This window comes from Brevundimonas vesicularis NBRC 12165, assembly GCF_001592205.1.
Lineage (GTDB): Bacteria > Pseudomonadota > Alphaproteobacteria > Caulobacterales > Caulobacteraceae > Brevundimonas > Brevundimonas vesicularis.
This window is the reverse complement of the sequence record NZ_BCWM01000008.1, coordinates 53541-75183: the sequence shown is the minus strand read 5'-3', so window position 1 is coordinate 75183 and position 21643 is coordinate 53541. Positions and strand designations below refer to the sequence as shown.

Sequence of the window (21643 nt, the reverse complement as noted above, 5' to 3'; positions counted from 1 at the left end):
ACCGTGCCCGCTACGTCATCCGTCATCGACCTGATCGGCAATACGCCGCTGGTGCGCCTGAACCGCCTGTCCGACGCGACGGGCTGCGAAATCCTGGGCAAGGCCGAGTTTCTGAACCCCGGCGGTTCGATCAAGGATCGCGCGGCCCTGTCGATCGTGCAGGGCGCGCGGGCGTCGGGCGCGCTGAAACCCGGCGGAACGATCGTTGAGGGCACGGCCGGCAACACCGGCATCGGCCTGGCCCTGGTCGGCGCCGCCTTGGGGCATCCGGTCGTCATCGTCATTCCGCGCACGCAGTCCGAAGAGAAGAAGTCCGCCATCCGTTCGCTGGGCGCCCGCCTGGTCGAGGTGGACGCCGCGCCCTTCTCCAGCCCGAACCACTTCGTCCACTATTCCGGGCGTCTGGCCGCCGAGTTGAACGACAGCGAAGAGGCCGGGGCCATCTGGGCCAATCAGTTCGACAACACCGCCAACCGCGAGGCCCACTACAACACGACCGGCCCCGAAATCTGGACGCAGACAAACGGTCAGGTCGACGCCTTCGTCTCGGCCGTCGGCTCGGGCGGGACTATCGCCGGCGTCGGCGCCTATCTGCGCGAGCAGAAGCCGGATGTGAGCATCGCCCTGGCCGATCCAGCGGGCGCGGCCATGTTCAACTGGTTCACCAAGGGCGAGATGACGGGCGAGGGATCGTCGATCACCGAGGGGATCGGCGTGGCCCGCATCACCGGCAATCTGGAAGGCTTCAGACCCGACTACGCCTATCGGATCGAGGACGCGGAGTTTCTGCCGATCCTGTTCGACCTCGTGAAGCACGAAGGCCTGTCGCTGGGCGGATCGGCGGGGGTGAACATCGCCGGCGCGGTGCGGCTGGCGCGCGAGTTTGGGCCAGGCAAGACCATCGTGACCTGCCTGTGCGATCCCGGCTCGCGCTATGCGTCCAAGCTGTTCAACCCGGAATTCCTGCGGTCAAAGGGTTTGCCGGAGCCGGACTGGGCGTAAGCCCATCGTCTCCTCCCCACTTGTGGGGAGGGGGACCGCAAAGCGGTGGAGGGGCTCTTGAAGTCCCACAAGCGGCCTGTGATGCGGCTAAGAACCCCTCCGTCTCTCCGCTTCGCTCCGAGCCACCTCCCCACGAAGCGGGGAGGAGACGACGCTTCTGCTACTTCGCCTTCTGCTCCGCGATCCAGGCGTCCATCCGCTGGTCCAGCAGCGCCAGCGGCAGCGGGCCCTCGACCAGCAGGGCGTCGTGGAAGGTGCGAATGTTGAACTTGGGCCCCAACTCCCGCTCGGCCCGCGCCCGGATCTCGCGCAGGCGGATTTCGCCGATCTTGTAGGCCGTGGCCTGACCGGGCCAGCCGATGTAGCGTTGAAGTTCGGTCTCGATATTGTGCGGCGCGAGCGCCGAGTTGTCGCGGAAACAGGCGCGGGCCTGTTCCTCGGTCCAGCCCATCCAGTGCAGGCCGGTGTCCGCGACCAGTCGGCAGGCGCGCCACATCTCATAGGACAGGCGGCCGAACCGTTCGTAAGGCGTGCGGTAGAAGCCCATCTCCTCGCCCAGATATTCGGCATACAGGCCCCAGCCCTCGGTATAGGCGCTGACGTTGGCCTGGCGGCGGAAATAGGGTTGGCCAGGCGCCTCCTGCTGCAAGGCGATCTGGAGGTGGTGGCCTGGCACGGCCTCATGCAGGGTCAGGGCGGGCAACTCGTACAGCGGACGCTGATCCAGCTTGGACGTGTTGACGATGTAATGGGCGGCGACGCCGTTCTGCATCGACCCGCCGTTGTAGCGGCCGGTGGTGTAGTTTTCCTCGATCTGCGGCGGCGCGGGCTGCACGTCGTAGGTCAGGCGGGGCAGGGTGGCGAACAGGGGCGGCAGGCCGCCATCCGCACGCTTCGCCATCTCCGACGCCTGCTGCAACAGGGCCTCGCGGCTGGTTGCATAGAACTGAGGATCGGTGCGCAGGAAGTTCAGGAAGCCGGCGAAGTCGCCGGTCCAGCCCGACGCCGTCATTTCCAAATCCATACGGGCGCGGATGCGCGCGACCTCGTCCAGACCGATCTGGTGGATCTGGTCGGGCGTCAGGTCAGTCGTGGTGTGGCCGCGCACCAGATAGGCGTAGAGTTCCTTGCCGCCGGGCCGATTGCCGATGCCCGGCTGGACCGGCGCCTTGGGCAGGTAGTCGCTTTCGAGGAAGGCCAGCCAAGCCCGTCGCGCCGGAAGGATCGTTTCAGAAACCGCCGCCGTCGCCTCTGCAGTCAGGCGATCCTTATCCGCTTGAGACACTGTCGAGGGCAGGGTCGACAGGGGCTTCAGCAGCGGCTCGGCGTCCGGCTTGATCGCCACATCGTTTCGCGCCAGCGTCAGGGCGCTTTCTGTCACCGATCGGGCCTGGACCAAGCCGGTGTCCAGGCCGCGCCGGGCGTTGGCGGTCGTCTGGGCGTAGATTTGGCCGAAGCCCCGGATACGCTTGATATAGGCCTCGGCCTCCGCGACGGAGTTCAGGCGCGTGCTGCCGCCGACGTAGAGCGCCCAGGTTCCCGGGCCGCCTTCGGAGTCGAACGCCAGGCGGCTGGTGTCGTAATCCAGCCCTTCCAGGCTGCGGTTGAGCGTATAGAGCAGGAAGGCGTGGTTGATGCCGCCGGCGTGGGAAAGACTTGCCGGGTCGATGGCTGTCAGCCGCCGCACGAACCCTTCCAGCGGCGCGCGCTGGGCCAGTTCAAACTCACGCGACAGGTCAGGCACGCGGCCCATCGCCTCCACATCGCCCTCGCCGCCTGCCGAGATCGGATCGACCGACCTCAGATAGGTCTCGTAGTCGGCGATGACGGCGTTCAGCGCGGCGTCTGCCGGGGCGGTTGCCACGGCGGCAGGCAACGTCTGCGCGACAACCGCGATCGGCGAACCAGCCGCAAGAATGGCTGCGATAGCCAGATAAGAAATCTTCATGACGCCCCTCCTGTCAGGAGGGGCACGCAAGCCGAGCAGAGCCGATGCGTCAACCGCAGACGGTGAAGAACCGCTCGATTTGCACCTTTGCGGCGGGATGGGCGGCGTAGACGTGACGTTCGTCGTCAGCCCAGGCGGCGATCCAGCCCAGACGTCGGAAGCGCTGGAAGACCGGATCCTTGGTCTTGGCCTGCGCCGTCAGCAGTTCGCCGTCATGCACGACGGCTGGCTCGGATGCGGCGCGATAGCGCTCGGTGTCGCCGCCGGATTCCAGATAGATTTCGCGGCCCGGCTTGTCGCTGGAGGCCGTCAGTTCCAGCGCGCTCGATCCGGCCTGACAGGCCAGCTTCAGCTTGACCTCGTCGGTGTTGGCGACGCCGTAGGCCAGCATGGCCTCCTGCCCATCGGTGTTCAGGAACCAGTCGTGACCGGGCATGGGCGCGGGGGCCGATGCGGTCGCTGCCGAGCCGGCTGCGGGCATCGGGGCCTGGGTCGCGCAAGCGGCGAGCGCCGACACGGCGATCAAGGCTGATATCAATGGAAGACGCATGCGTGAGTCCCTCAGCCGGCGCAGCGATCGGCGAAGCGACGCAGCTTGGCCATGTGCGGACGTTCGACGGTGATCGTGCTGGCGTCGTCGCCGACGGCGATCGTCATCCGGCCGTTCGATACAAAGGCGGAGAAGGCGGGGTGTTCGACGGGGATCGCCGTCTCCAGCTTGCCGCCACGCCCGAGGCGCGCCTCGCTGGTCGCCGTCGCCCCGCCTGAGGTGATGCGCGCAAAGCCGGCGGACGCATCCTCGCCATAGACCGCGACCGAAACGGCGCCCGAACCCGGCAGGCATTGCAGCGTCGCGCGCAGGCTGGCCGTGTCGGGGATGTCGTTGGCCAGCACCATCGGTCCCTCGCCCTCGTACAGGCTCCAGGTCCAGCCTGCGGCGGGCGCAGTCTGTATCGCGGCCGCCATCAGGGCGGAGAGAATCAGCATCATGTGTCAGCCCCCGCCGACGACGCGCAGCGCCGCGTCGCCTTCAATGTCGTCAGACGCGGCTATGACCGCAAGATCAGACGACCGCATTCACTTTGAACGCGGTTATGCGTCTGCAGTTCAACCCGCAGGCCAGCTCGCGTCAGAACGGGCTGAAGCGTTCCGCCAGCGCCTGACCCACGGGCGGGGCCTGGACACGGCTAACGTCGCCACGACCGCCGTAGGAGATGCGCGCCTCGGCGATCTGGGTGTGGTTGATGGCGTTGGCCGATGAGATGTCCTCGGGGCGGACGATGCCGGCGACGGTCAGTTCGCGGACCTCGCGGTTGGTGCGCACTTCCTGCCGACCCTGGATCACCAGATTGCCGTTGGCCAGGACGTCGGTGACGACGGCGGCGATGGTCAGCGACACCTTCTCGGCGCGGGTGACCGAACCGTTGCCCGACGACTTCAGATCGCCTTCCATGCCAACCATCTTCGACGGATCGAAGCCGCCGGGGAAGGCGCGGCCCAGGCTGCTTTCCAAGCCGAACAGATTGCTGACGCCGGCATTGATCTCGTTGGAGCGCGAGCGCTGGGTCGAGTTCTGGGTCTGGGCGCGGTCGTCGATGTCGATCTTGACGGTTAGGATGTCGCCAATATGGCGCGCGCGCTGGTCGCCGAAGAAGGTGCGGGCGCCCGTGCGCCACAGGCTGTTGGCGCTGGCGGGCGTGGTCTCGCGCGCGGGCAGATAGGCCTGCTGCGCCGGGATCAGGGCGGCCGGATAGCCGATGGGAGCCAGTTCCGGACCGCGCACCGTTTCGGCGACGGTCGAGCAGGCAGCGAGCGGGGCGAGGGCGGCGAGGATCAGGACGGCTTTACGCATGACTTGGATTCCCTAGCGGGCGGCGAACTGTTGGGGATTGGCGCGGGCCATGTCGGCGCCGGGGCCGGCGATGGCCTGGCCGGGACCGGAGGCGACCGCGTCGATGACGCGGTTGGAGGTGGTGTTCATGATGGCCACTGGTTCGCCCAGACCGGCGCTGCGCATGGCCTTACCCATAACGGCCAGGTTCACGCCGCCGACCTGATAGGTGACGCGCACCATATCGTTGCGGGCGATGACCTGCGGCGCGGCGCCGGGACGATAGGCGGCGCGGGCGATAGGTTGGGCAGCCTGGACGGCGTCCGTCGGCGCGGCCTCGGCCACGGTCTGAACGGGTCCGGCCGAACGGCGCACGGCGACGCGGCGCAGGCCGTTGGGATTGCTCCAGTCAAGGCCCGCCTGACGCGCCTGGGCCTGAAGCTGACCGGCGTCCAGCACGACAGAAGGACCGACGCGTTCGGCGACGGCGACATTGGCTGCGGCGCCCGCGCCCTCGAAGATGTCGCCCAGGGTGACGCGACCGTCGTCGTCCACGGGGTTGGCGCGCAGCACGACCGGGTTGGCGAGGGCGGCGCCGGCGAAGGCGCTGACGGCGGCGGCGAGCAGCAGGGAACGGATCATGGTCACGGCCCTAGCCCTTAACTTGCGAGGCGACGGACAGCATCTGGTCGGCGGTGCTGATGACCTTGGAGTTCATCTCATAGGCCCGCTGCGCCACGATCAGGGCGCTGATCTCAGCGACCGCGTCGACGTTCGACGCCTCGGTGTACGACTGCATGATCTGGCCGTAGCCCGCGTCGCCGGGCGTCCCGACGATCGCCGGCCCGGATGCGGCGGTTTCCAGCAACAGGTTGTCGCCGATGGCTTCCAGTCCGGCTTCATTGAAGAAGCTGGCCAGTTCGATCTGCCCGACCGTGGTCGGGGCGGGCTGTCCGGCCTGGGTCACCTGAACCAGACCGGTCTTGGAGATCGATACCTTGGTCGCGTCCTGCGGGATGGTGATCGCCGGCTCCAGCAAATAGCCGTCGTCGGTCACCATCTGGCCTTCTGGATTGACCTGTAGATTGCCGGCGCGGGTGTAGGCCTTTTCGCCAGAAGGCAGGCTGATCTGGAAATAGCCCTTGCCGTCGATAGCCATGTCGTACGGGTTGCCGGTCGCCTGGGGCGTGCCCTGTTCGGTGATCCGATAGACGGCCCCGGCCTTGACGCCTGCGCCGATCTGGATGCCGGTCGGAACGACGGTGCCTGAGGCCGAGGACTGGGCCCCCATGCGTTCGACGTTCTGATAGAGCAGGTCTTGGAACTCGGCGCGCTGCTTCTTGAAGCCCACCGTGTTCATGTTGGCGATGTTGTTGGAGATAACCTCCACGTTCAACTGCTGGGCGGCCATGCCCGAGGCTGCGGTTCTCAGAGCGCGCATGTTCCGGCTCTCCTTTAAGCGGCCTTGCCGAGGCGCTCGACGGCGCGACGGCTCAGGTCTGTGGTGTTTTCGATCAGCTTGGAAATGCTCTCGTAGGCGCGGCTGATCTCGACGAGATTGGTGATTTCGATCAACGGATTGACGTTGGAGGACTCCAGCGAGCCTTGATGAACCTGGGCGTCTGCGGCCTCGATCGGCTGGGCGTTGGACTTATTGCGGTAGAGGCTGTCGCCCCCCTTTTCGAGCACGCCCAGCGTATCGAAACGCACGACCGACAGCCGGCCAGTGACCTGTCCGTTCTGGGTGATGGTGCCGTCGGCGCCGACGCTGGGCGCGCCAAGCGCGGGGTCCAGCACGATCTCCGCGCCGCCGCCAAGGACGGCCTGACCCTGTTTGGTGGTCAAACGGCCTTCCGGATCCAGGGTGAAGGCGCCGTCGCGGGTGTAGGCCTCGCCGTTGGCGCCATCACGCACGGTGAAGAAGGCGCCCTCGCCGGAAATGGCGAAGTCCAGCGAGCGGCCCGTCTGCTGCATCGAACCCTGGCCGAAGTCGCGACCGACGCCATTGTCCAGCACGAAGCTGGCCGACGGGCGGATCGAGTCGTTGCGCGCCCGCTGCCCGATCTCGGTGCCCAGCATCAGTTGCTCGACCTTGAAGCCGGTGGTGTTGGCGTTGGCGACGTTGTTGGCCACGATGTCCAGTTCGCGACGCAGCGTCATCTGGCGTGACAGTCCGATATAGGCGGCGTTTTCCACGAGAGGCGTGCTCCTTCGCCTCAGCCTCTCGCAACGGCCGTGCCAACAGGGTTAATTCAGGCGCGATGCGGGTTTGAGCGGGATCGGGCCGCTTCCAACCCGGCAAATCCTGCCCATTGTAAACGTCGCGTTAACCAAACCGGACGATCCTCGCCATGAGAGAGTCTCCGGGGCGCGCGCATGTTCAAGTTCGGCAAGAAGAAGGGTGCGCCTGCGGCCGACGCCGACGCCAACCTGCCGGCAGTGACCGAAGGCGAGGCCGCCGACGGTGACGCAGCCGCGCCCAAGAAAAAGAAAATCCCGTTGCTGTTCATCATCGCGCCGGTCGCCTTGCTGGTGCTGGGCGGCGGGGGAGCGGCGGCCTTCTTCATGCTGAAGCCCAAGCCCGCCGAAGCGCACGGCGCCGAGGCTGAAGCCGGCCACGGAGAAGAGAAGGCCGACAAGAAGGCCGAGGGCAAGGAAGAGAAGAAGGAAGGCGGCGGTCACGGCGGAGGCGGCAAGGAAGGCGAGGCCGATTCTGCGCTGGGCGTCATCGCCGAGGGGCCGGATGGTGTCACCTTCTACACCCTGCCCGACATGGTGATGAACATCCAGTCGCCCGACGGCCGTCCGACCTTCCTGAAGCTGAAGCTGACGCTGGAGATGCAGGACGCCGAGGTGGCGACCCACCTGCAGGAAGAGATGCCGCGTCTGCAGGACATGTTCACCGGCTTCGTGCGCGAACTGCGCCCCGAGGACCTCAGCGGCTCGGCCGGCACCTATCAGCTGCGCGCCGAGATACTGCGCCGCGTCAATCTGATCGCCGCGCCGGGCAAGGTCGATGCCGTGCTGATCGAAGAAATGCTGGTGCAATAGGCATGACGGACGCGGCGCAACTCGATCCGTTCGGCGGTCTGGGCGATCCCGGCGACGCCCTGTCCGAACGCGTCCTGAACCAGGATGAGATCGACAGCCTGCTGGGCTTCGACCTGGGCGACGACGACGGTTCAGAACGCTCGGGCATCCGGGCCATCATCAACTCCGCGCTCGTCAGCTACGAGCGTCTGCCGATGCTGGAGATCGTGTTCGACCGCCTGGTGCGGTTGATGACGACCAGCCTTCGCAACTTCACCTCCGACAACGTCGAAGTCAGCCTGGACAATATTTCGTCGATCCGCTTCGGCGACTATCTGAACTCGATCCCGCTGCCGGCCATCCTGGCGGTGTTTCGCGCCGAGGAGCTGGACAACTACGGCCTGCTGACGGTCGATTCCAACCTGATCTATTCGATCGTCGACGTGCTTCTGGGCGGTCGTCGCGGCACGGCGGCGCTGCGCATAGAAGGTCGGCCCTACACGACCATCGAGCGGGTGCTGGTGCAGCGGATGGTCGAGGTCGTGCTGAACGACGCTCGCCAGGCGTTCGAGCCGCTGACCCCGGTCCACTTCAACCTGGACCGGCTGGAGACCAACCCGCGCTTCGCCGCCATCGCGCGTCCCGCCAACGCCGCCATCCTGATCAAGCTGCGGATCGACATGGAGGATCGCGGCGGCCGTATCGAGCTGCTGCTGCCCTATGCGACGCTGGAGCCGATCCGCAAGATGCTGCTGCAGCAGTTCATGGGCGAGAAGTTCGGCCGCGACAACATCTGGGAAGGCCACTTGGCCACCGAGATCTGGACGACCGAAACCGAAGTCCGCGCGGTCCTGGACGAACAGCAGATGCCTCTGTCCAGCGTGCTGAACCTCAAGGTCGGCGACACGATGATGCTGAACGCCACGCCGGATTCCGAGGTCTCGATCCGCGCCGGCTCCATTCCGCTGACCACCGGCCGCATGGGGCGCAAGGGCCAGCACATCGCCATACGCGTCGAAGGGCCGGTCAATCCGGAAGTCGCCGCCCGCCTGGGAGTGAACGTCTGATGGCCGGGATGATCATGGACGGCGTGCTGATGGTGCTGCTGATCGCGGCGGTCGGTTACGGCATCAAGCTGGAACGCAAGCTGGCTGCCCTGCGCGCCGGCCAGCTGGCCTTCGCCCAGGCCGTCACCGAACTGAACGCCGCCGCCGGCCGCGCCGAAAACGCCCTGGCCACCCTTCGGGCCTCGGGCCAGGAAACGGATCTGCTTCACGACCGGATTATCAAGGCGCGTGAGGTCAAGGCGCAGCTGGAGACCCTGATCGCCCGCGCGCCGGCCATGGCGCCGGCGCGTATTGTTGAGGACGAACCCGTCCGTCGCGCGGCCCCGGCCGCCCTGGCTCCAGCGCCGGCCGCGACCGAAGACGAGGAGCGGGCCGATCGCATGGCGGCCCTTGCTCAACGCATCCAGGGACTGGCCAGTCCCTCTTCGAACCGTCGTAATGAAGCGGCTGCGCCCGCCGGGCGCGACAATGTCGCCGCGATCGTTCAGGCCCTGACTGCCGGACGCTCCGCTAACCATTCCGCCAAACAAAGCCTCAACGCCGCGCGTCGTAATCTCGACGACGACCTGTTCGCCGCCTGAGTTCGGAACCCCATTTCATGGCCCGCCTTCCCCGCATCCTGCCCCTGATCGCCATCGCCATCGGCGGGGTCGTCGCCGTGCGCGCCGTCGGCGTCGCGCCTGGCCTGTTCGACGGGGCCAAGGCCTGGGCCGAGGAGGCGGTTCCATCTGCGGCCGGCGCGCCGCCCAAGCCGGTTCTGCCCGGCACCTGTTCCGCCTTGTCTCCCGAACAGCTGGCCCAGCAGGCCGGGATTTCGCCGGCCGAGCTGAAGATCATCCAGTCGCTGTCGCAGCGCCGCGCGGCGCTGGATGCGCGTGACCAGGACTTCGCCACTACTCTGCCGCTGATGGTCGCCGCCGAGCAGAAGCTGGACGCCAAGGTCAAGGCGTTGGAAGCCTTGAAGGCCGAGATGAAGCAGATGCTCGGCCAAGTCGATGAGCGCGAGAAGGCCGAGATCGATCGTCTGGTTCAGGTCTATTCCGCCATGCGTCCCAAGGAGGCCGCCCCGGTCATGGCCGCATTGGAGGACCGGGTGCGCCTGCCGGTCGCCGCCGCCATGCGTCCGCGTACCCTGGCCGCCATCATGGCCCAGATGAGCGCGCCGCAAGCCAAGGAGCTGACCGAAAAGCTCGCCGCCCGCTTCCAGGCCCAGCAGATGGCCGCCCGCGCCGCCGCCGCCGAGGCCGCACCGCCTCCGGCCGCTACGCCTGCCGCTGCTGCGCCAGCCGCGACGACCCCGCCAGCGACGCCGACGGCTCAGCCTGCGGCCGCCCCAACGACCCGTCCGACGCCGCGCCCGGCCGCCAACCGTCCCGCTGCGCGACCCGCGGCCCGTCCGGCCGCGACCCCGGCGCGTCGTCCTGCCGCCACGCCTGCGGCCGCTCCCGCTGCGACCGGCCCGCAGGCCTATCAGCCGTCAGCCGCCCCCAACGCCCAGCCCCGGCAAACTGTGCAGTAAACTTAAGTGTAATCTCGACGCTGACGTTTCGTCTCGACAGCGCGCACTGTTCGACCAATGATCTTCGAACGCTCCGTCAGAGAGCGATGACATCGAGGATCCGCGCCATGATCGGCGAACTGCTTTACGTGGCGCACCGCATGCGCAGGGCCATCATACTCGCCGTTCCGGCGGTCGGAACCGTGATGATGGCCGCCGTCGCCCAGCACTATCACCTGCTGCCCTAAAGGTCTTCGAGCCCGGTTTGGCCCGGTTTCGGATTGGCAGGGCGCGCCAGCGCGTCTATCACCACGCCTTTCCCGAGATCTGAACCCGACCAACGCCATGTCCGACACGCCCCCCGATCGCCTTTCGGTCGACCCGTCCAGCCCGCATCACGACGCCGAGGTTCTGCAACGTGGCGTCGGCATTCGCTTCAAGGGCGAAGAGAAGACCAATGTCGAGGAATATTGCGTGTCCGAAGGCTGGGTGCGTCTGGCGCTCGGCAACCGCGTGGATCGCAAGGGCAAGGCCCTGACCGTGAAACTGCAGGGTCCGGTCGAACCCTATTTCCAGAACGGCTGAACCTACCTAGGGTCCGGCTCTCATCTGAGTCCGGAGCCTGCTTATGTCCATCCGTCTGCTGACCGCCAGCGCCGTCGCCCTGGGTCTTGTCGCGTTTACACCCGCGGCCCATGCTCAGGATGCGGCGACGGTGCAGCAGGCGATCGTGGTGCGCGACGCCGCGATGCGCTCGAACATCGCCATGGACTATGTCACCCAACTGACGACGCGGTTCGGCGCGCGCCCGGCGGGTTCGCGCTCCGAGCAGCAGGCCGCCGCCTGGGCCGCTGACTATCTGCGCGCCAACGGCTTCCAGAACGTCCGCGTCGAAGAGTTCCCGCTGGTCGGCTGGGAGCGGGGCGAAAGCTCGGCCGCCATCGTCGGTGACAACGCCCAGGCCCTGGTCGCTGCGGCTCTGGGCCACTCTCCGGCCACACCACGCAACGGCGTCGAGGCGGAGGTCGTGCGCTTCTCCACGTTTGAAGACCTGCAGGCCGCGCCCGAGGCCGCCGTCCGCGGCAAGATCGTCTATGTCGATCTGGGCCAGATGCACCCGATGCAGGACGGCTCGGGCTATGGTCCCCAGACCCGCGTGCGCGGCGCCGGCCCCGGCGTGGCGGCGGCCAAGGGCGCGGCGGCCTTCGTCATGCGCTCGGTCGGCTCTGACGAGGACCGGATGCCCCACACCGGCACCACCCGCTATGTCGACGGAAAGCCGACCATTCCCGCCTTCGCCCTGGCCGCGCCCGACGCCGATCAGGTCAGCCGCCTGGTCGCCCTGGGCCAGCCGGTGCGGATGCGCCTGACCTCGACCGCCCGCACCTATCGCACAACCAGCCAGAACGTGATCGGCGATCTGCCGGGCGCTACGCGCCCCGACGAGATCATCGTCCTGGGCTCCCACATGGACAGCTGGGACCTGGGCACCGGCGCCATCGACGACGGGGCAGGGGGCGCCATCACCATCGCGGCCGCCAAGGCCATCGCCGACAGCGGCCGTCGTCCGGCCCGCACCCTGCGCGTGATCTTCTACGGTTCGGAAGAAGTGGCCCAGCCGACCGCCCAGACCGGCAACGGCGGCGGCGTCTACGCGCGCGGCCAGGGCGTGGCGCTGGACAAGCACATCATCGCCGGCGAGAGCGATTTCGGCGCCGACCGCGTTTACGCCCTGCGCCTGCCCGCCGGCGCGCAAGGCTCAGACTTCCAGAAGGCCGCGACCCGCGTCCTCTATCCGATCGGCGTCCTAGCCTCCGATCGCGTCGAGACCGAAGGCGGCGTTGATGTCGGACCGATGGGCCCGCTGGGCGTGCCCTTCTTCGGCCTGGCCCAGGACGGAACTCGCTATTTCGACCTGCACCACACCGCCAACGACACGCTGGACAAGATCGACCCGGCGCAGCTGAACCAGAACGTCGCCGCCTGGGCGGGCCTGCTCTGGCTGATCGCCGATTCCGACGTGGACTTCCGGGCGATGAAGCCCGCGACCACGCCGGCGACCCCGACACGCTGACGACTTGGAGACCCGGCCCGGTTCCGTCTATAGGAGCCAAACCGGGCCAGACCGGGCTGCGGGCGTGGCGAAACTGGTAGACGCAGCAGACTTAAAATCTGCCGGACGAAAGTCCTTGCCGGTTCAAGCCCGGCCGCCCGCACCATTTCAAGTCGATCACGAACTGGATCAGAACAGACTGATCGGAAAGCCGATCAACCCTGATGACTGCAGGTGCTCGATGCCCTCCATGACGGGGATGGCGGCGAGGAAGACCAGGCCGTCGCGCAGGGTGCGGACGAAGAAGGCGGGACGGATGGTCAGTTCCTCGGCGTCGCGCCAGCGGGCGGGATTGGGCAGGAAGCGCGGCGTGCGGGCGCAGTAGGCGGCGTAGGGCGCGCCGAAATGTTCGGCCAGCCAGGCCTCTTCGCGACCGACCGTGCGCAGGAAGACCAGGAAGGTCGCCACGGCGAAGATCGCGCCGATCGTCACGCTGCCGGTCTGGGCGCCGACGCCGAAGGCGCCGATGAAGCTGAAGAGATAGAGCGGGTTGCGCGTGATGGAATAGGGGCCGCGGTCGACGATCTCGGCCTTCTTGCGTCCGCCGATATAGAGCGAGCACCAGGCGCGGCCGACGATGGCGACGATGATGGCAGCCAGGCCCAGGGTCTCGACGCCCTCATGCCATTCGCCGTTGAAAGCGGCGACCGAGCGGACGCTGGCGGTCAGGGCGATGAGGGCGAGCAGAGCAAGGCCGGCGAACCATTTGCGACGGCGTTGAACGACGTCGAGCGACAGGGCGGGGGAAACAGGGCTCATGATGGATCTGTTCAGTGATGCTGCTGGGCGCGGACGAGCAGGGCGCGGGCCTCGGCCTTGCGACCGCGGTCGGCGACGGCGCGACCGGGACGGACGGGGGCGTCGATAGCCTTTTGCAGATAGCGGGCGGCGCCGTTCCAGTCGTGTTCACGCACCAGCAGATCGCCCATGAAGAAGTTGGCGTCGACGTCGTTGGGCGCCATGGCCAGACCGCGCTGGAGGTAGTCGCGGGCGCGCTGGCGGTTGCCGAAACCGATCGGGGCGCCCGGCACCTGGGCGTAGAGCGAACCGAGGCTGACATAGACCGAGCCGTTCAGCGCGCGCGGGTTGATCCGCTCGGCCTGTTCCAGTTCGGAGCGCGCCTCACGCACGAGGCCCAGGGCGCCGATACCGCCCTTCAATCCCGCTTCCGAAGCGGTGATGATGGCGTCCCAGACCAGAGGTTCAGCGCGGTTGGGGCATTGGGCCACGACGGCGTCGGCCTGGGTGTTCAGCCTAGCCATTTCCGCCATTCGAACGCCTTGCGGAACTTCGAAGTTCACATGGTCCCACGACTGCTGGAGACCGCGCGCGCGGTCGTCGCAGGCGTCGGCATGGGCGACGGAGGCGACCGTCAGGGGGGCGGCCATCAGGGCCAGGGCGAACAAGGCGGTCTTCATGGCGTGTCTCTCCTTTTGTTTTGTGGTTCAGCCGGCGAACAGGGCGCGGGCCTTCAGGTCGTTGGACTTCAGGGCCCCGTCGATCAGGCCGGGCGCCAGGGCGTTGAGGCGGACGAACAGGCTTTCGGGGAAGCCAAGATAGACGTCGCGGCGATCTGAGCGGATGGCGGCGACGATGCGGTCGGCGATCGGGTCCGGATCGTCGATGGCCATGCCGGTGAGGCGCGCATATTCGTCGACCTTGGCGGAGTTGAACGGCGTGGCCACCGCGCGGGGCGCGACATAGGTTACGCCGACGCCTGTGCCGGCCAGTTCGCGGCGCAGCGATTGGCTGAGCGCTCGCATCCCGGCCTTGGCGCTGGAATAGCTGGCGAAGTGGGCGAAGTTGATCGAGCCGAAAATGGAGCCGACGTTGGCGATCTGGCCGTGTTTGCGCGCCTTCATGCCGGGCAGGGCGGCTTGGGCCAGACGCGCCGGCGCGACCAGATTGACCATATAGGTCGCCAGCAGATGCTCGGGCGTCTGCTGTTCCAGCGGGCCGAAATGCTGGATTCCGGCGATATTGATCAGAATGTCCCAGGCGCGGCCGCCGGCCTGTTCGGCGACCCGGTCGAGGCCCTGCGGGCTCGATAGATCGCCCACCAAGGTGTGATGGCCCGCCACCGGCGCGCGAGCGACGATCGTAACCCGACCGCCCTCGCGCTCGATCCGCTCGACCACGCGACGCCCCAAGGCGCCGGAGCCGCCGGTGACCAGGATGTTGCGATCCTCAAACTGCATCGACCGTCTCCCGCGCTGCGATGTGGGGGATGGAGGCGAAGACCCCGCCGAACAGGCCGAACATCACCTTGGCCATGTGGACGATGGCGGCGCGGTCGTCGGCGTTCGACACTCCGTCCAGCAGTTGCTTGAGGAACAGGATGTGGTCCTGATCCAGAGCCCCATGAGAGATCAGATAGGTGAAGGCGGCGGGCGGCAGGCCGAGGCTGTGCTGCACGGCCTCCGCCCCGACGCTGGCCAGCTGGATGCTGGTGCCCTCCAGCACATAGACCATGCCGAAGAAGGCCATCGGATTGATGCGCTGTATGGTGTCATAGGCGTAGGCCACCATCAGTTCGGTCGCGACGTTCGGGCCGTCATGCACGGTCTGATCGGGGTCGCCGCCGGCGGCGCGGATGTCATTCAGTATCCACTGCTCGTGGCCGGTTTCCTCGGCGATATAGTCGTCGAGCGCGGCCTTGAAGACGGCGTGGTCATCGCTCAGCCGCGCCCGGGCGGCCTGCATCAGCGGCACGGTGTGGCGGACGTGGTGATAGGCCTGGGCCAGATAGGCGACGTAGGTGTCGCGACTGATGCGGCCGGCCAGACCGTCCCTGATCTGGGGGATGGCGGCGAAGGCGGCCCGCTCGGTTGCGGTCGCGGCGACCAGGGTTTCAAAAAACGACATGCGAACTCTCAGGCGGCTTGCGAGGGGGAGGGGGCGTAGGTGCGCAGCAGGGTCTCGCGACGCGGACGACCGTTGGCGGTGACCTGACCGGCGGCGGGATCGAAGGGCGGCACCAGACGCCAGTCGCCGATGCGGGCGTAGTCGGGCAGGCGGGCGTTGGCGCGTGCGACGGCGGCCTCGATCTGGGCCGGGTCGGCGTTGGGCGTCGCCACGATCAGGGCCGACAACGACGCCTGCGCCTCGCCCATTACCATGGCCTGAAGGATCTGCGGCTCGGCCAGAAGCTCGCTTTCGACCCATTCAGGCGCGACGTTGCGGCCGAAGGCGGTGATCAGGGTGTTGGCCTTGCGACCTTCGATGCTGAGCCGTCCGTCGGCGTCGAAGCGGCCGATGTCGCCTGTGTGCAGACGCTCCGGCGCGGGCGCCTGGCCGACATAGCCGAGGAAGGGATGGGGCGAGACCAGGATTTCGCCGTCGTCGGCCAGATGGACATCAAGGTGAGGCAGGGGCCGGCCGACCGTGCCGGGGCGGGCGTCGTCCGGGCTGTTGAGCGCCACGACCGAGGCGCATTCGCTGAGGCCATAGCCCTCGACCACGGGCAGGCCGGCGTTGGCGGCGGCCTCCAGCAGGGCCGGGGACACCCGGGCGCCGCCGACCGCGATCATCTCCAGCCGATGATCCAGCCGCATCGCGCCTTGGGCGGCGATCAGGCCGCGCAGCAGTTCGGGAACCAGGATCAGGGTCGTGGCGCCGGTCTGGACAACAGTGGTCAGAAGGCGCGCAAAGTCGGGGCGGAAGGCCTCGCCCATCCCCGCCTCGGCCAGGCTGGCGGCGTGATAGCGGCCGCCGGCCAGAAGCGTCGCATAGAGGCCGGCGACATTCTCCAGCAGCACCGCCAGCGGCAGCACCGGCAGATGCAGCCCGGCGCGATCGCGGCCCAGGACCTGAACCAGAGAGGCGGCGACCGCCTCCATCTGATCCTGCGACAAACAGACGCCTTTGGGCGCGCCGGTCGAGCCGGAGGTGTAGGTGATCTTGGCCGTGCCGGGATGCAGATCGCGCACCGGCAGCCCTGTCGGCGTCAACCGGATCGGCGAGCCGCCCGCCGTCAATTCGCCCGGAGCGCCCGGCGTGATCAGCAGCCCCGCGCCGGCGTCGGCCAGGGCGTGATCGCGTTGAGCGGCCGTGAAGAAGGGCGGGATCGGCACGCTCGGCCGCTGGGCGAGGATCAACGCCAGATCGACGACGACCCAGGCCGGCCCGTTGTCGAGCAGGACCCCGACCGGAGACCGGTCGTCGGCCAAGGCGGCCGCGAGCTGACCGACCTGCGCCAGGAGTTCGGCCGCCGTCAGCGAACCTTCGGCCCACTGGATCATCACATCATCGGGCGTGGCGCGGGCGCGACGCGACAGGGCGTCCAGAACGGCGCTCATGAGCGATCCTCGTAGTGCAGGCGGGTGCGGACGGCCCGTCCGACCGGCGCCGTTTCGGAGAAGTGATCCAGCGGCGCGGTCGCTGCGTCGATCGAGCCGGCCAGCACCACCGGATCGGTCTGATAATAGGCGCCCCAGCTGCCGCCGCCGTCGTCGAGGCGGCGCGGATCGGCGCGCGCAAGTTGAAGCGCGCCCAGACCGGCCTTGTGGAAGATGCGGCGCAGTTCGTCGGTCGCGGTGGCGACGGCGAACCTCAGACCTTCGGACTGCAGATGATGGGCCATGGCGGCGAACAGGAAGACGGTCGCGCCCTGTCCACTGGAGGCCAGGCTGCCGATCTCGACCACCTGCGTGCGGTCGATGACGGCGCCGATGGCCTGGCTCAGCACGGTCTCGACGGAGCCGTCCAGATACTGCTCGAGATACAGAGGCGCCTCGGCGGCGTGCCGGAAGCCGACGGCGGCGTAGATGACGCCCGCCTCGTCCTGAACGCTCATCAGGGTCGGGAAATGGGCCTGGATCTGGCCGCCATAGGCGTCGGCATAGGCCGCCTCGATGAACTGCTCCACGCGGCGACGTTCGCCTCGGCAGGGGTCGTCGAACCGAACGATGCGCGACGACAGCGTGCGGCGCGCGCGCGGCCGAACCGGATCGGCGTCTTCGGGCAGGCGGAGTGGAAACATGCGGGCCTCGGGCCAGGGGACTTCGGGCCAGAGACGACGCGGTGCGGCGACCCCCACAAAAAAATCTTTCGCCGTCGCAATCGCGGTTGCCGCAGAGGGCGCAGCAACCCACGATGGGCTGGTGAACGCCTCTTCCGGTCCCCCTCAGCACGACCCAAGCCGACCGGCGCGGCAAGCCCTGGAGGACGCGTGGCTGGACAGCCGCCCGGCCCTGGTGCGCTTTCTGACGGCGCGCACGGGATCGTCGGCTGCGGCCGAAGATCTGGCGCAGGATGTCTGGGTGCGGCTGCAATCCATGACCGAGGAGGCCGCCGCCGAGGTCCGCCACCCGCAGGCCTTCCTCTATCGCATCGCCGCCAATCTGGCCCTGGATGCGTCCAAGGCGCAGCGTCGTGCCGGCGCGCGCGATCTGGAATGGCGGCGCGCTTCCGCTATCGATGACGCGGCCGAAGCTCAGGATGCGCCGTCGGCCGAGGACGCCGTGTGGGCCCGCTTGAAGCTGGAAAAGGTGGTCGCCGCGATTGATCGGATGCCGCCCAAGGCCGCAGAGGCCTTCCGTCTGCACAAGATGGCCGGGCTCAGCCAGGCCGAGGTCGCCGAGCGGATGGGCGTCTCGCGCAGCGCGGTCGAGAAATACGTTTCCGCCTCGCTGAAGGCACTGCTGCTGCGGGTCGGTTGGCCATGACGACCGGATTTCGCCATTTTTCATTGAGGATGCGGCGCGACCGCGTCGTCTCTCCCCCAAAGCCCGCTCGGGCCCGGACCGGATCATGACCCAGGACGACGTCATCAAGGACGAGGAGATCGCCGCCCAGGCCGCCGCCTGGGTCGTGCGTCTGCGCGCCGATGACGTGACGATCGCGGACATCGACGCGGCCACGGCCTGGCTCGATCAAGACCCGGCCCATCGGCGCGCCTTCGACGAGGCCGAGGGGCTGTGGGCGGCGTCGGGCCACCTGTCCGACGTTCAGCCGGCGCCGGTCATCGACCTGTCGATGCACCGCGAGCGGCGCAGGGACCTGGGGCGGCGGTGGATGGTGGCGGTCCCGGCGATGGCTGCGGCCCTCGCCGCGGCGATCTTCCTGGGTCCGATGCTGCAAACCGCCCCGACCGTGATCTACAGCACCGCACCCGGCGAAACGCGGACGGTGACGCTGGACGACGGATCGCGGCTTCAGATCAACGGCGGTTCGACCCTGGCGGTGAAGATGGAGCGGGGACGGCGTCTGGTGCACATGGATCAGGCCGAAGCGACCTTCGACGTGGCGCATGACGCCGGCCGACCCTTCCTAATCGATGTCGGCGAAAGCCAGGTGCGCGTGGTCGGCACGGCCTTCAACATCCGCAGATCCTCCGATGACACCCAGGTGGCGGTGCTGCGGGGCGTGGTCGAGGTTAGCGACCTGAACCAGCCCGCGCGCCGTGTGCGTCTGACGGTCGGTCAGTCGGTCCAGCGCGACGACGCCGACGACCGGATGACCGTGGCCCCCGTCGATGTCCGCACCGCCGCCGCCTGGACCCAGGGGCGACGGGCCTATGACGATCGACCGCTGCGAGAGATCGCCGCCGACCTCAGCCGCGCCTTCGCCACGCCGGTGACCGTGGCGCCGAACGCGGCGAACCTGCGCTTCTCCGGCACGCTGGTGCTTGATGACAAAGCGGCGGTGATCGGCCGGCTGGAACGGTTCCTGCCGATCAAGGCCACTCGCGGGCCGCAAGGGGTTCGTCTAGAACGGCGCTGAACCTGTTTCGGACGTCGCCTTTTGGTACGAGCCTTCCTCTGCGCCCTGGTCGTCGTTTGCGGTGTGACCACGCCGTCGATCAGCATGGCCCAAGGGCGTTCGTCGCTTCACGTGTCGGTTTCGCCTCAGCCGTTGCGGAGCGCCGTTCTCGATTTCGGTCTGCAGGCGGGCGTCAGCATCGACGCCGCCGGAACCGAGCGATGCGGCCCCACGCGCGGAGTGAGGGGGAGGCTTTCCGTCGATGCCGCCCTGTCGAGGCTGATGCTGGGCACACACTGTGTCGCGACCCGTGTCGGCGACGGCGCCTACAGGATCGTGCGGGTCGCCGCCTCGCCGCCTGTCGTCGCGCGAACGATCGTAGCGCCGCCCGCGCCCGTCACCCCGACGACCCTGGATGAAGTCGTGGTGACCGCGTCACGCACGGACAATCTGCTGCTGTCGCGCGCGCCCTATGGCCTGTCGTCGCTGGACGGGGTGACGCTGGAACGGGCCGGGGTCAGCGACCTAGACGGCGTCGCTGCCCGCGTCTCCGGCCTGACGGTCACAAACCTGGGGCCGGGGCGCGACAAGCTCTTCATTCGCGGCCTGGCGGACGGACCCGTTGCGGGACAGGCGCAAAGTCTGATCGGGCTCTATCTCGACGATGTGCGCCTGACTTACGACGCGCCCGATCCGGCGTTGCGTCTGGCCGACATCGAACGGGTCGAGGTTCTGCGCGGGCCGCAGGGGGCGCTCTACGGCGCCGGCTCGATGGGCGGCGTCGTTCAGATGGTCAGCCGCGCGCCGGACCTGACCGGCTTTTATGGTCGCGTGACGGCGGAGGGGGCGCTGACGGCCGGCGGCGCGCCGGGTGACGCCGTCGAGCTAATGATCAACGCCCCGATCCTTCGCGATCGCCTGGCGGTCCGGGTCGTCGGCTATGACGAGACGATCGGGGGCTACGTCGATGATGAGGCCCTCGGACTGAGCAATACCGGCGGCATGCATCGACAGGGGCTGAGGGCGGCGGCGCTGCTGCGTCTGACCCCCGGCTGGACCTTGAAGACGGGCTTCCTGGCCCAGACCATCGACGTCGACGACAGCCAGTACGCCAACCTGGGCGCCGACCAACCCTATGCGCGTCGTCGCAGCCTGATCGAGCCCAGCCGCAACGATTTCGACGGTGTCTGGGCCTCGGTGGACGGGGATTTGGGCTGGGCGAGACTGCGGGCCTCGTCCAGCGTTCAGTCGCACGGCCTCGATGCGCGATACGATGCGACGCCTGCGGCCGGACTGTTCGGGCTCACGGGAACAGCGGCGCTGGACCAGGCCGACGACCTGTCGGCTGCGGTGCATGAGGTGCGGTTGAACGGCGACTTCGGCGCGCGGCTGAAATGGAGCGCCGGGCTGTTCTTCTCGGAATACACCCACACCCGCACCGTCGCGATCTCGGACGGGCAGGGCGGGCCGGGGGTCTATCGACAGCACAGGCGCGACCATGTGGACGAGGCGGCTCTGTTCGGCGACGCCGCCTATGCGCTGAGCGACCGCCTGAAGATCACGGCCGGCGCGCGCCTGTTCCGCATCGGGGTCGAGCATCGCAGCGAAACCGACGGCGATCCGACGCAGGTGTCTGGAGACGACGCTCTGGTCGATATCACCCCACGTCTGGTGATCGAATACGATCGCGGCCCCTTCGTCTTCTACGCCCTGGCGACCGAGGGTTATCGCGGGCCGGGCTTCAACGCCGGCGCCGTGCCGGCTGGCGATCAGCAGCCCACGCGACGTGTGAAGCCGGACGAGATCGTCGCCGGCGAGGCGGGCGCGCGCTTCACCCTGTTCGAAGGGCGACTGCGGGGGCGAAGCGCGGTGTTCGTCGCCGATTGGCGCAACATCCAGTCGGACCGGTTCGACGCCCGGGGTCTGCCCTTCACCGCCAATCTGGGCGACGGGCGCAATCGCGGCATCGAGGGCGAGGTCGAATGGCGCGACGGCCCATGGACGCTGGATGCGCACGCCGTCGTCAATGATCCCGAGCTAACACGACCCGACCCCGGTTTCGCGCTGGGGACCGACACACGCCTGCCCGCGGTCGCCGATTTCAGCGTGCAGGGCGGCGTCGTGCATGAGGCGCATCTGGCGCATGCGACGGTGCGTTCCGAGCTTCGCCTGGGCTATGTCGGCCCGACCGATATCGCCCTGTCGCCGACCTCCACCGGCGCCTCGGCCGGCTATCTGACCAGTTCGCTGGGCGTCGGCGTGGAGATCGATCGCTGGGCGATCAGGGCGTCGGTGGACAATCTGTTCAATCGTAGCGACGACACCTTCACCTTCGGCAATCCCTTCTACGCCTCGGGCGACATCAGCACGCCGCAACGACCGCTCACCGCCCGCTTGGCCCTGACGGCGCGGTTCTGACCATTCGATTCAGGCGATCTGCCGGCCAGTGGCG

The 21643-nt window shown here is 68.0% G+C and carries 24 protein-coding genes and 1 tRNA gene; 12 read left to right on the top strand and 13 right to left on the bottom strand.

What is annotated here, in order from left to right; translation table 11 throughout:
- Positions 1–3: 3 nt before the first annotated feature.
- A complete protein-coding gene (locus tag BVE01S_RS07955; protein WP_066626323.1) occupies positions 4–1002 on the top strand; it encodes a cysteine synthase A in 999 nt (332 codons plus the stop codon).
- A 160-nt stretch (positions 1003–1162) separates the two neighbouring features.
- Here the strand turns inward: BVE01S_RS07955 and BVE01S_RS07950 are convergent, their stop codons facing one another.
- From BVE01S_RS07950 to flgF, 7 genes are all read right to left on the bottom strand, one after another.
- Positions 1163–2950, bottom strand: coding sequence for a DUF885 domain-containing protein (locus BVE01S_RS07950; RefSeq protein WP_066626322.1), 1788 nt, complete (start codon positions 2948–2950; stop codon positions 1163–1165).
- A gap of 49 nt (positions 2951–2999) precedes the next feature.
- Positions 3000–3500, bottom strand: coding sequence for a hypothetical protein (locus BVE01S_RS07945; RefSeq protein ID WP_205678523.1), 501 nt, complete (start codon positions 3498–3500; stop codon positions 3000–3002).
- Positions 3501–3511: 11 nt separating this feature from the next.
- On the bottom strand, positions 3512–3940 hold the full coding sequence (locus BVE01S_RS07940; protein ID WP_066626321.1) for a hypothetical protein: 429 nt from the start codon (positions 3938–3940) through the stop codon (positions 3512–3514).
- 139 nt (positions 3941–4079) lie between these two features.
- Positions 4080–4802 (bottom strand): flagellar basal body L-ring protein FlgH, encoded by a 723-nt coding sequence (gene flgH, locus BVE01S_RS07935; RefSeq protein ID WP_045810385.1) that lies wholly within the window; start codon positions 4800–4802, stop codon positions 4080–4082.
- 12 nt (positions 4803–4814) lie between these two features.
- Positions 4815–5423, bottom strand: a complete 609-nt coding sequence (locus BVE01S_RS07930) for a flagella basal body P-ring formation protein FlgA (protein WP_205678522.1) — start codon at positions 5421–5423, stop codon at positions 4815–4817.
- A 10-nt stretch (positions 5424–5433) separates the two neighbouring features.
- Positions 5434–6222 carry a flagellar basal-body rod protein FlgG gene (flgG, locus tag BVE01S_RS07925; protein WP_055754135.1) on the bottom strand — a complete coding sequence of 263 codons (789 nt, stop codon included), beginning with the start codon at positions 6220–6222 and terminating at the stop codon, positions 5434–5436.
- 14 nt (positions 6223–6236) lie between these two features.
- Positions 6237–6977: a flagellar basal-body rod protein FlgF gene (gene flgF / locus BVE01S_RS07920; protein WP_055754136.1), complete on the bottom strand. Its 741-nt coding sequence runs from the start codon at positions 6975–6977 to the stop codon at positions 6237–6239.
- A gap of 180 nt (positions 6978–7157) precedes the next feature.
- Here flgF and BVE01S_RS07915 point away from each other — a divergent pair, with 180 nt between their 5' ends.
- The 8 genes from BVE01S_RS07915 (at position 7158) to BVE01S_RS07885 (ending at position 12595) form a co-directional block, all read left to right on the top strand.
- Positions 7158–7832 carry a flagellar basal body-associated FliL family protein gene (locus BVE01S_RS07915; RefSeq protein ID WP_066626318.1) on the top strand — a complete coding sequence of 225 codons (675 nt, stop codon included), beginning with the start codon at positions 7158–7160 and terminating at the stop codon, positions 7830–7832.
- 2 nt (positions 7833–7834) lie between these two features.
- Positions 7835–8878: a flagellar motor switch protein FliM gene (gene fliM, locus BVE01S_RS07910; protein WP_017504455.1), complete on the top strand. Its 1044-nt coding sequence runs from the start codon at positions 7835–7837 to the stop codon at positions 8876–8878.
- Positions 8878–9459 (top strand): DUF6468 domain-containing protein, encoded by a 582-nt coding sequence (locus tag BVE01S_RS07905; RefSeq protein ID WP_066626317.1) that lies wholly within the window; start codon positions 8878–8880, stop codon positions 9457–9459. The genes fliM and BVE01S_RS07905 overlap by 1 nt, the downstream gene beginning before the upstream one ends.
- Positions 9460–9476: 17 nt before the next feature.
- Complete coding sequence (locus BVE01S_RS07900; protein ID WP_066626314.1) at positions 9477–10397, top strand: MotE family protein; 921 nt, start codon at positions 9477–9479, stop codon at positions 10395–10397.
- A gap of 86 nt (positions 10398–10483) precedes the next feature.
- A complete protein-coding gene (locus tag BVE01S_RS16775; RefSeq protein WP_155965911.1) occupies positions 10484–10624 on the top strand; it encodes a hypothetical protein in 141 nt (46 codons plus the stop codon).
- 97 nt (positions 10625–10721) lie between these two features.
- Positions 10722–10961 carry a DUF3297 family protein gene (locus BVE01S_RS07895; protein ID WP_066626310.1) on the top strand — a complete coding sequence of 80 codons (240 nt, stop codon included), beginning with the start codon at positions 10722–10724 and terminating at the stop codon, positions 10959–10961.
- A gap of 43 nt (positions 10962–11004) precedes the next feature.
- The gene (locus BVE01S_RS07890) at positions 11005–12450 is read left to right on the top strand and encodes a M20/M25/M40 family metallo-hydrolase (protein WP_066626309.1); all 1446 of its coding nucleotides are present in this window, start codon (positions 11005–11007) and stop codon (positions 12448–12450) included.
- A 58-nt stretch (positions 12451–12508) separates the two neighbouring features.
- Positions 12509–12595 (top strand) — tRNA-Leu (locus tag BVE01S_RS07885).
- Positions 12596–12618: 23 nt separating this feature from the next.
- On the opposite strand, the gene BVE01S_RS07880 is transcribed toward BVE01S_RS07885, so the two are convergent.
- Genes BVE01S_RS07880 through BVE01S_RS07855 form a run of 6 tightly spaced genes read right to left on the bottom strand, consistent with a single transcriptional unit; the run spans position 12619 to position 17470 of the window.
- Positions 12619–13248, bottom strand: a complete 630-nt coding sequence (locus tag BVE01S_RS07880; RefSeq protein ID WP_066626307.1) for a methyltransferase family protein — start codon at positions 13246–13248, stop codon at positions 12619–12621.
- A gap of 11 nt (positions 13249–13259) precedes the next feature.
- A complete protein-coding gene (locus tag BVE01S_RS07875) occupies positions 13260–13907 on the bottom strand; it encodes a tetratricopeptide repeat protein (protein WP_066626305.1) in 648 nt (215 codons plus the stop codon).
- A 27-nt stretch (positions 13908–13934) separates the two neighbouring features.
- The gene (locus tag BVE01S_RS07870; protein ID WP_066626304.1) at positions 13935–14687 is read right to left on the bottom strand and encodes an SDR family NAD(P)-dependent oxidoreductase; all 753 of its coding nucleotides are present in this window, start codon (positions 14685–14687) and stop codon (positions 13935–13937) included.
- Positions 14677–15354, bottom strand: a complete 678-nt coding sequence (locus BVE01S_RS07865; RefSeq protein ID WP_066626303.1) for an iron-containing redox enzyme family protein — start codon at positions 15352–15354, stop codon at positions 14677–14679. Before BVE01S_RS07865 ends, BVE01S_RS07870 begins: the two co-directional genes overlap by 11 nt.
- A gap of 8 nt (positions 15355–15362) precedes the next feature.
- Positions 15363–16787 (bottom strand): AMP-binding protein, encoded by a 1425-nt coding sequence (locus BVE01S_RS07860; RefSeq protein ID WP_066626302.1) that lies wholly within the window; start codon positions 16785–16787, stop codon positions 15363–15365.
- A complete protein-coding gene (locus tag BVE01S_RS07855; protein ID WP_066626301.1) occupies positions 16784–17470 on the bottom strand; it encodes a thermostable hemolysin in 687 nt (228 codons plus the stop codon). Before BVE01S_RS07855 ends, BVE01S_RS07860 begins: the two co-directional genes overlap by 4 nt.
- A 121-nt stretch (positions 17471–17591) precedes the next feature.
- Here BVE01S_RS07855 and BVE01S_RS07850 point away from each other — a divergent pair, with 121 nt between their 5' ends.
- The 3 genes from BVE01S_RS07850 (at position 17592) to BVE01S_RS07840 (ending at position 21609) form a co-directional block, all read left to right on the top strand.
- Complete coding sequence (locus BVE01S_RS07850; protein WP_240612117.1) at positions 17592–18155, top strand: RNA polymerase sigma factor; 564 nt, start codon at positions 17592–17594, stop codon at positions 18153–18155.
- An 85-nt stretch (positions 18156–18240) separates the two neighbouring features.
- The gene (locus BVE01S_RS07845; RefSeq protein ID WP_066626299.1) at positions 18241–19212 is read left to right on the top strand and encodes a FecR family protein; all 972 of its coding nucleotides are present in this window, start codon (positions 18241–18243) and stop codon (positions 19210–19212) included.
- Positions 19213–19233: 21 nt separating this feature from the next.
- The gene (locus BVE01S_RS07840) at positions 19234–21609 is read left to right on the top strand and encodes a TonB-dependent receptor (protein WP_146111988.1); all 2376 of its coding nucleotides are present in this window, start codon (positions 19234–19236) and stop codon (positions 21607–21609) included.
- Positions 21610–21643: the final 34 nt, after the last annotated feature.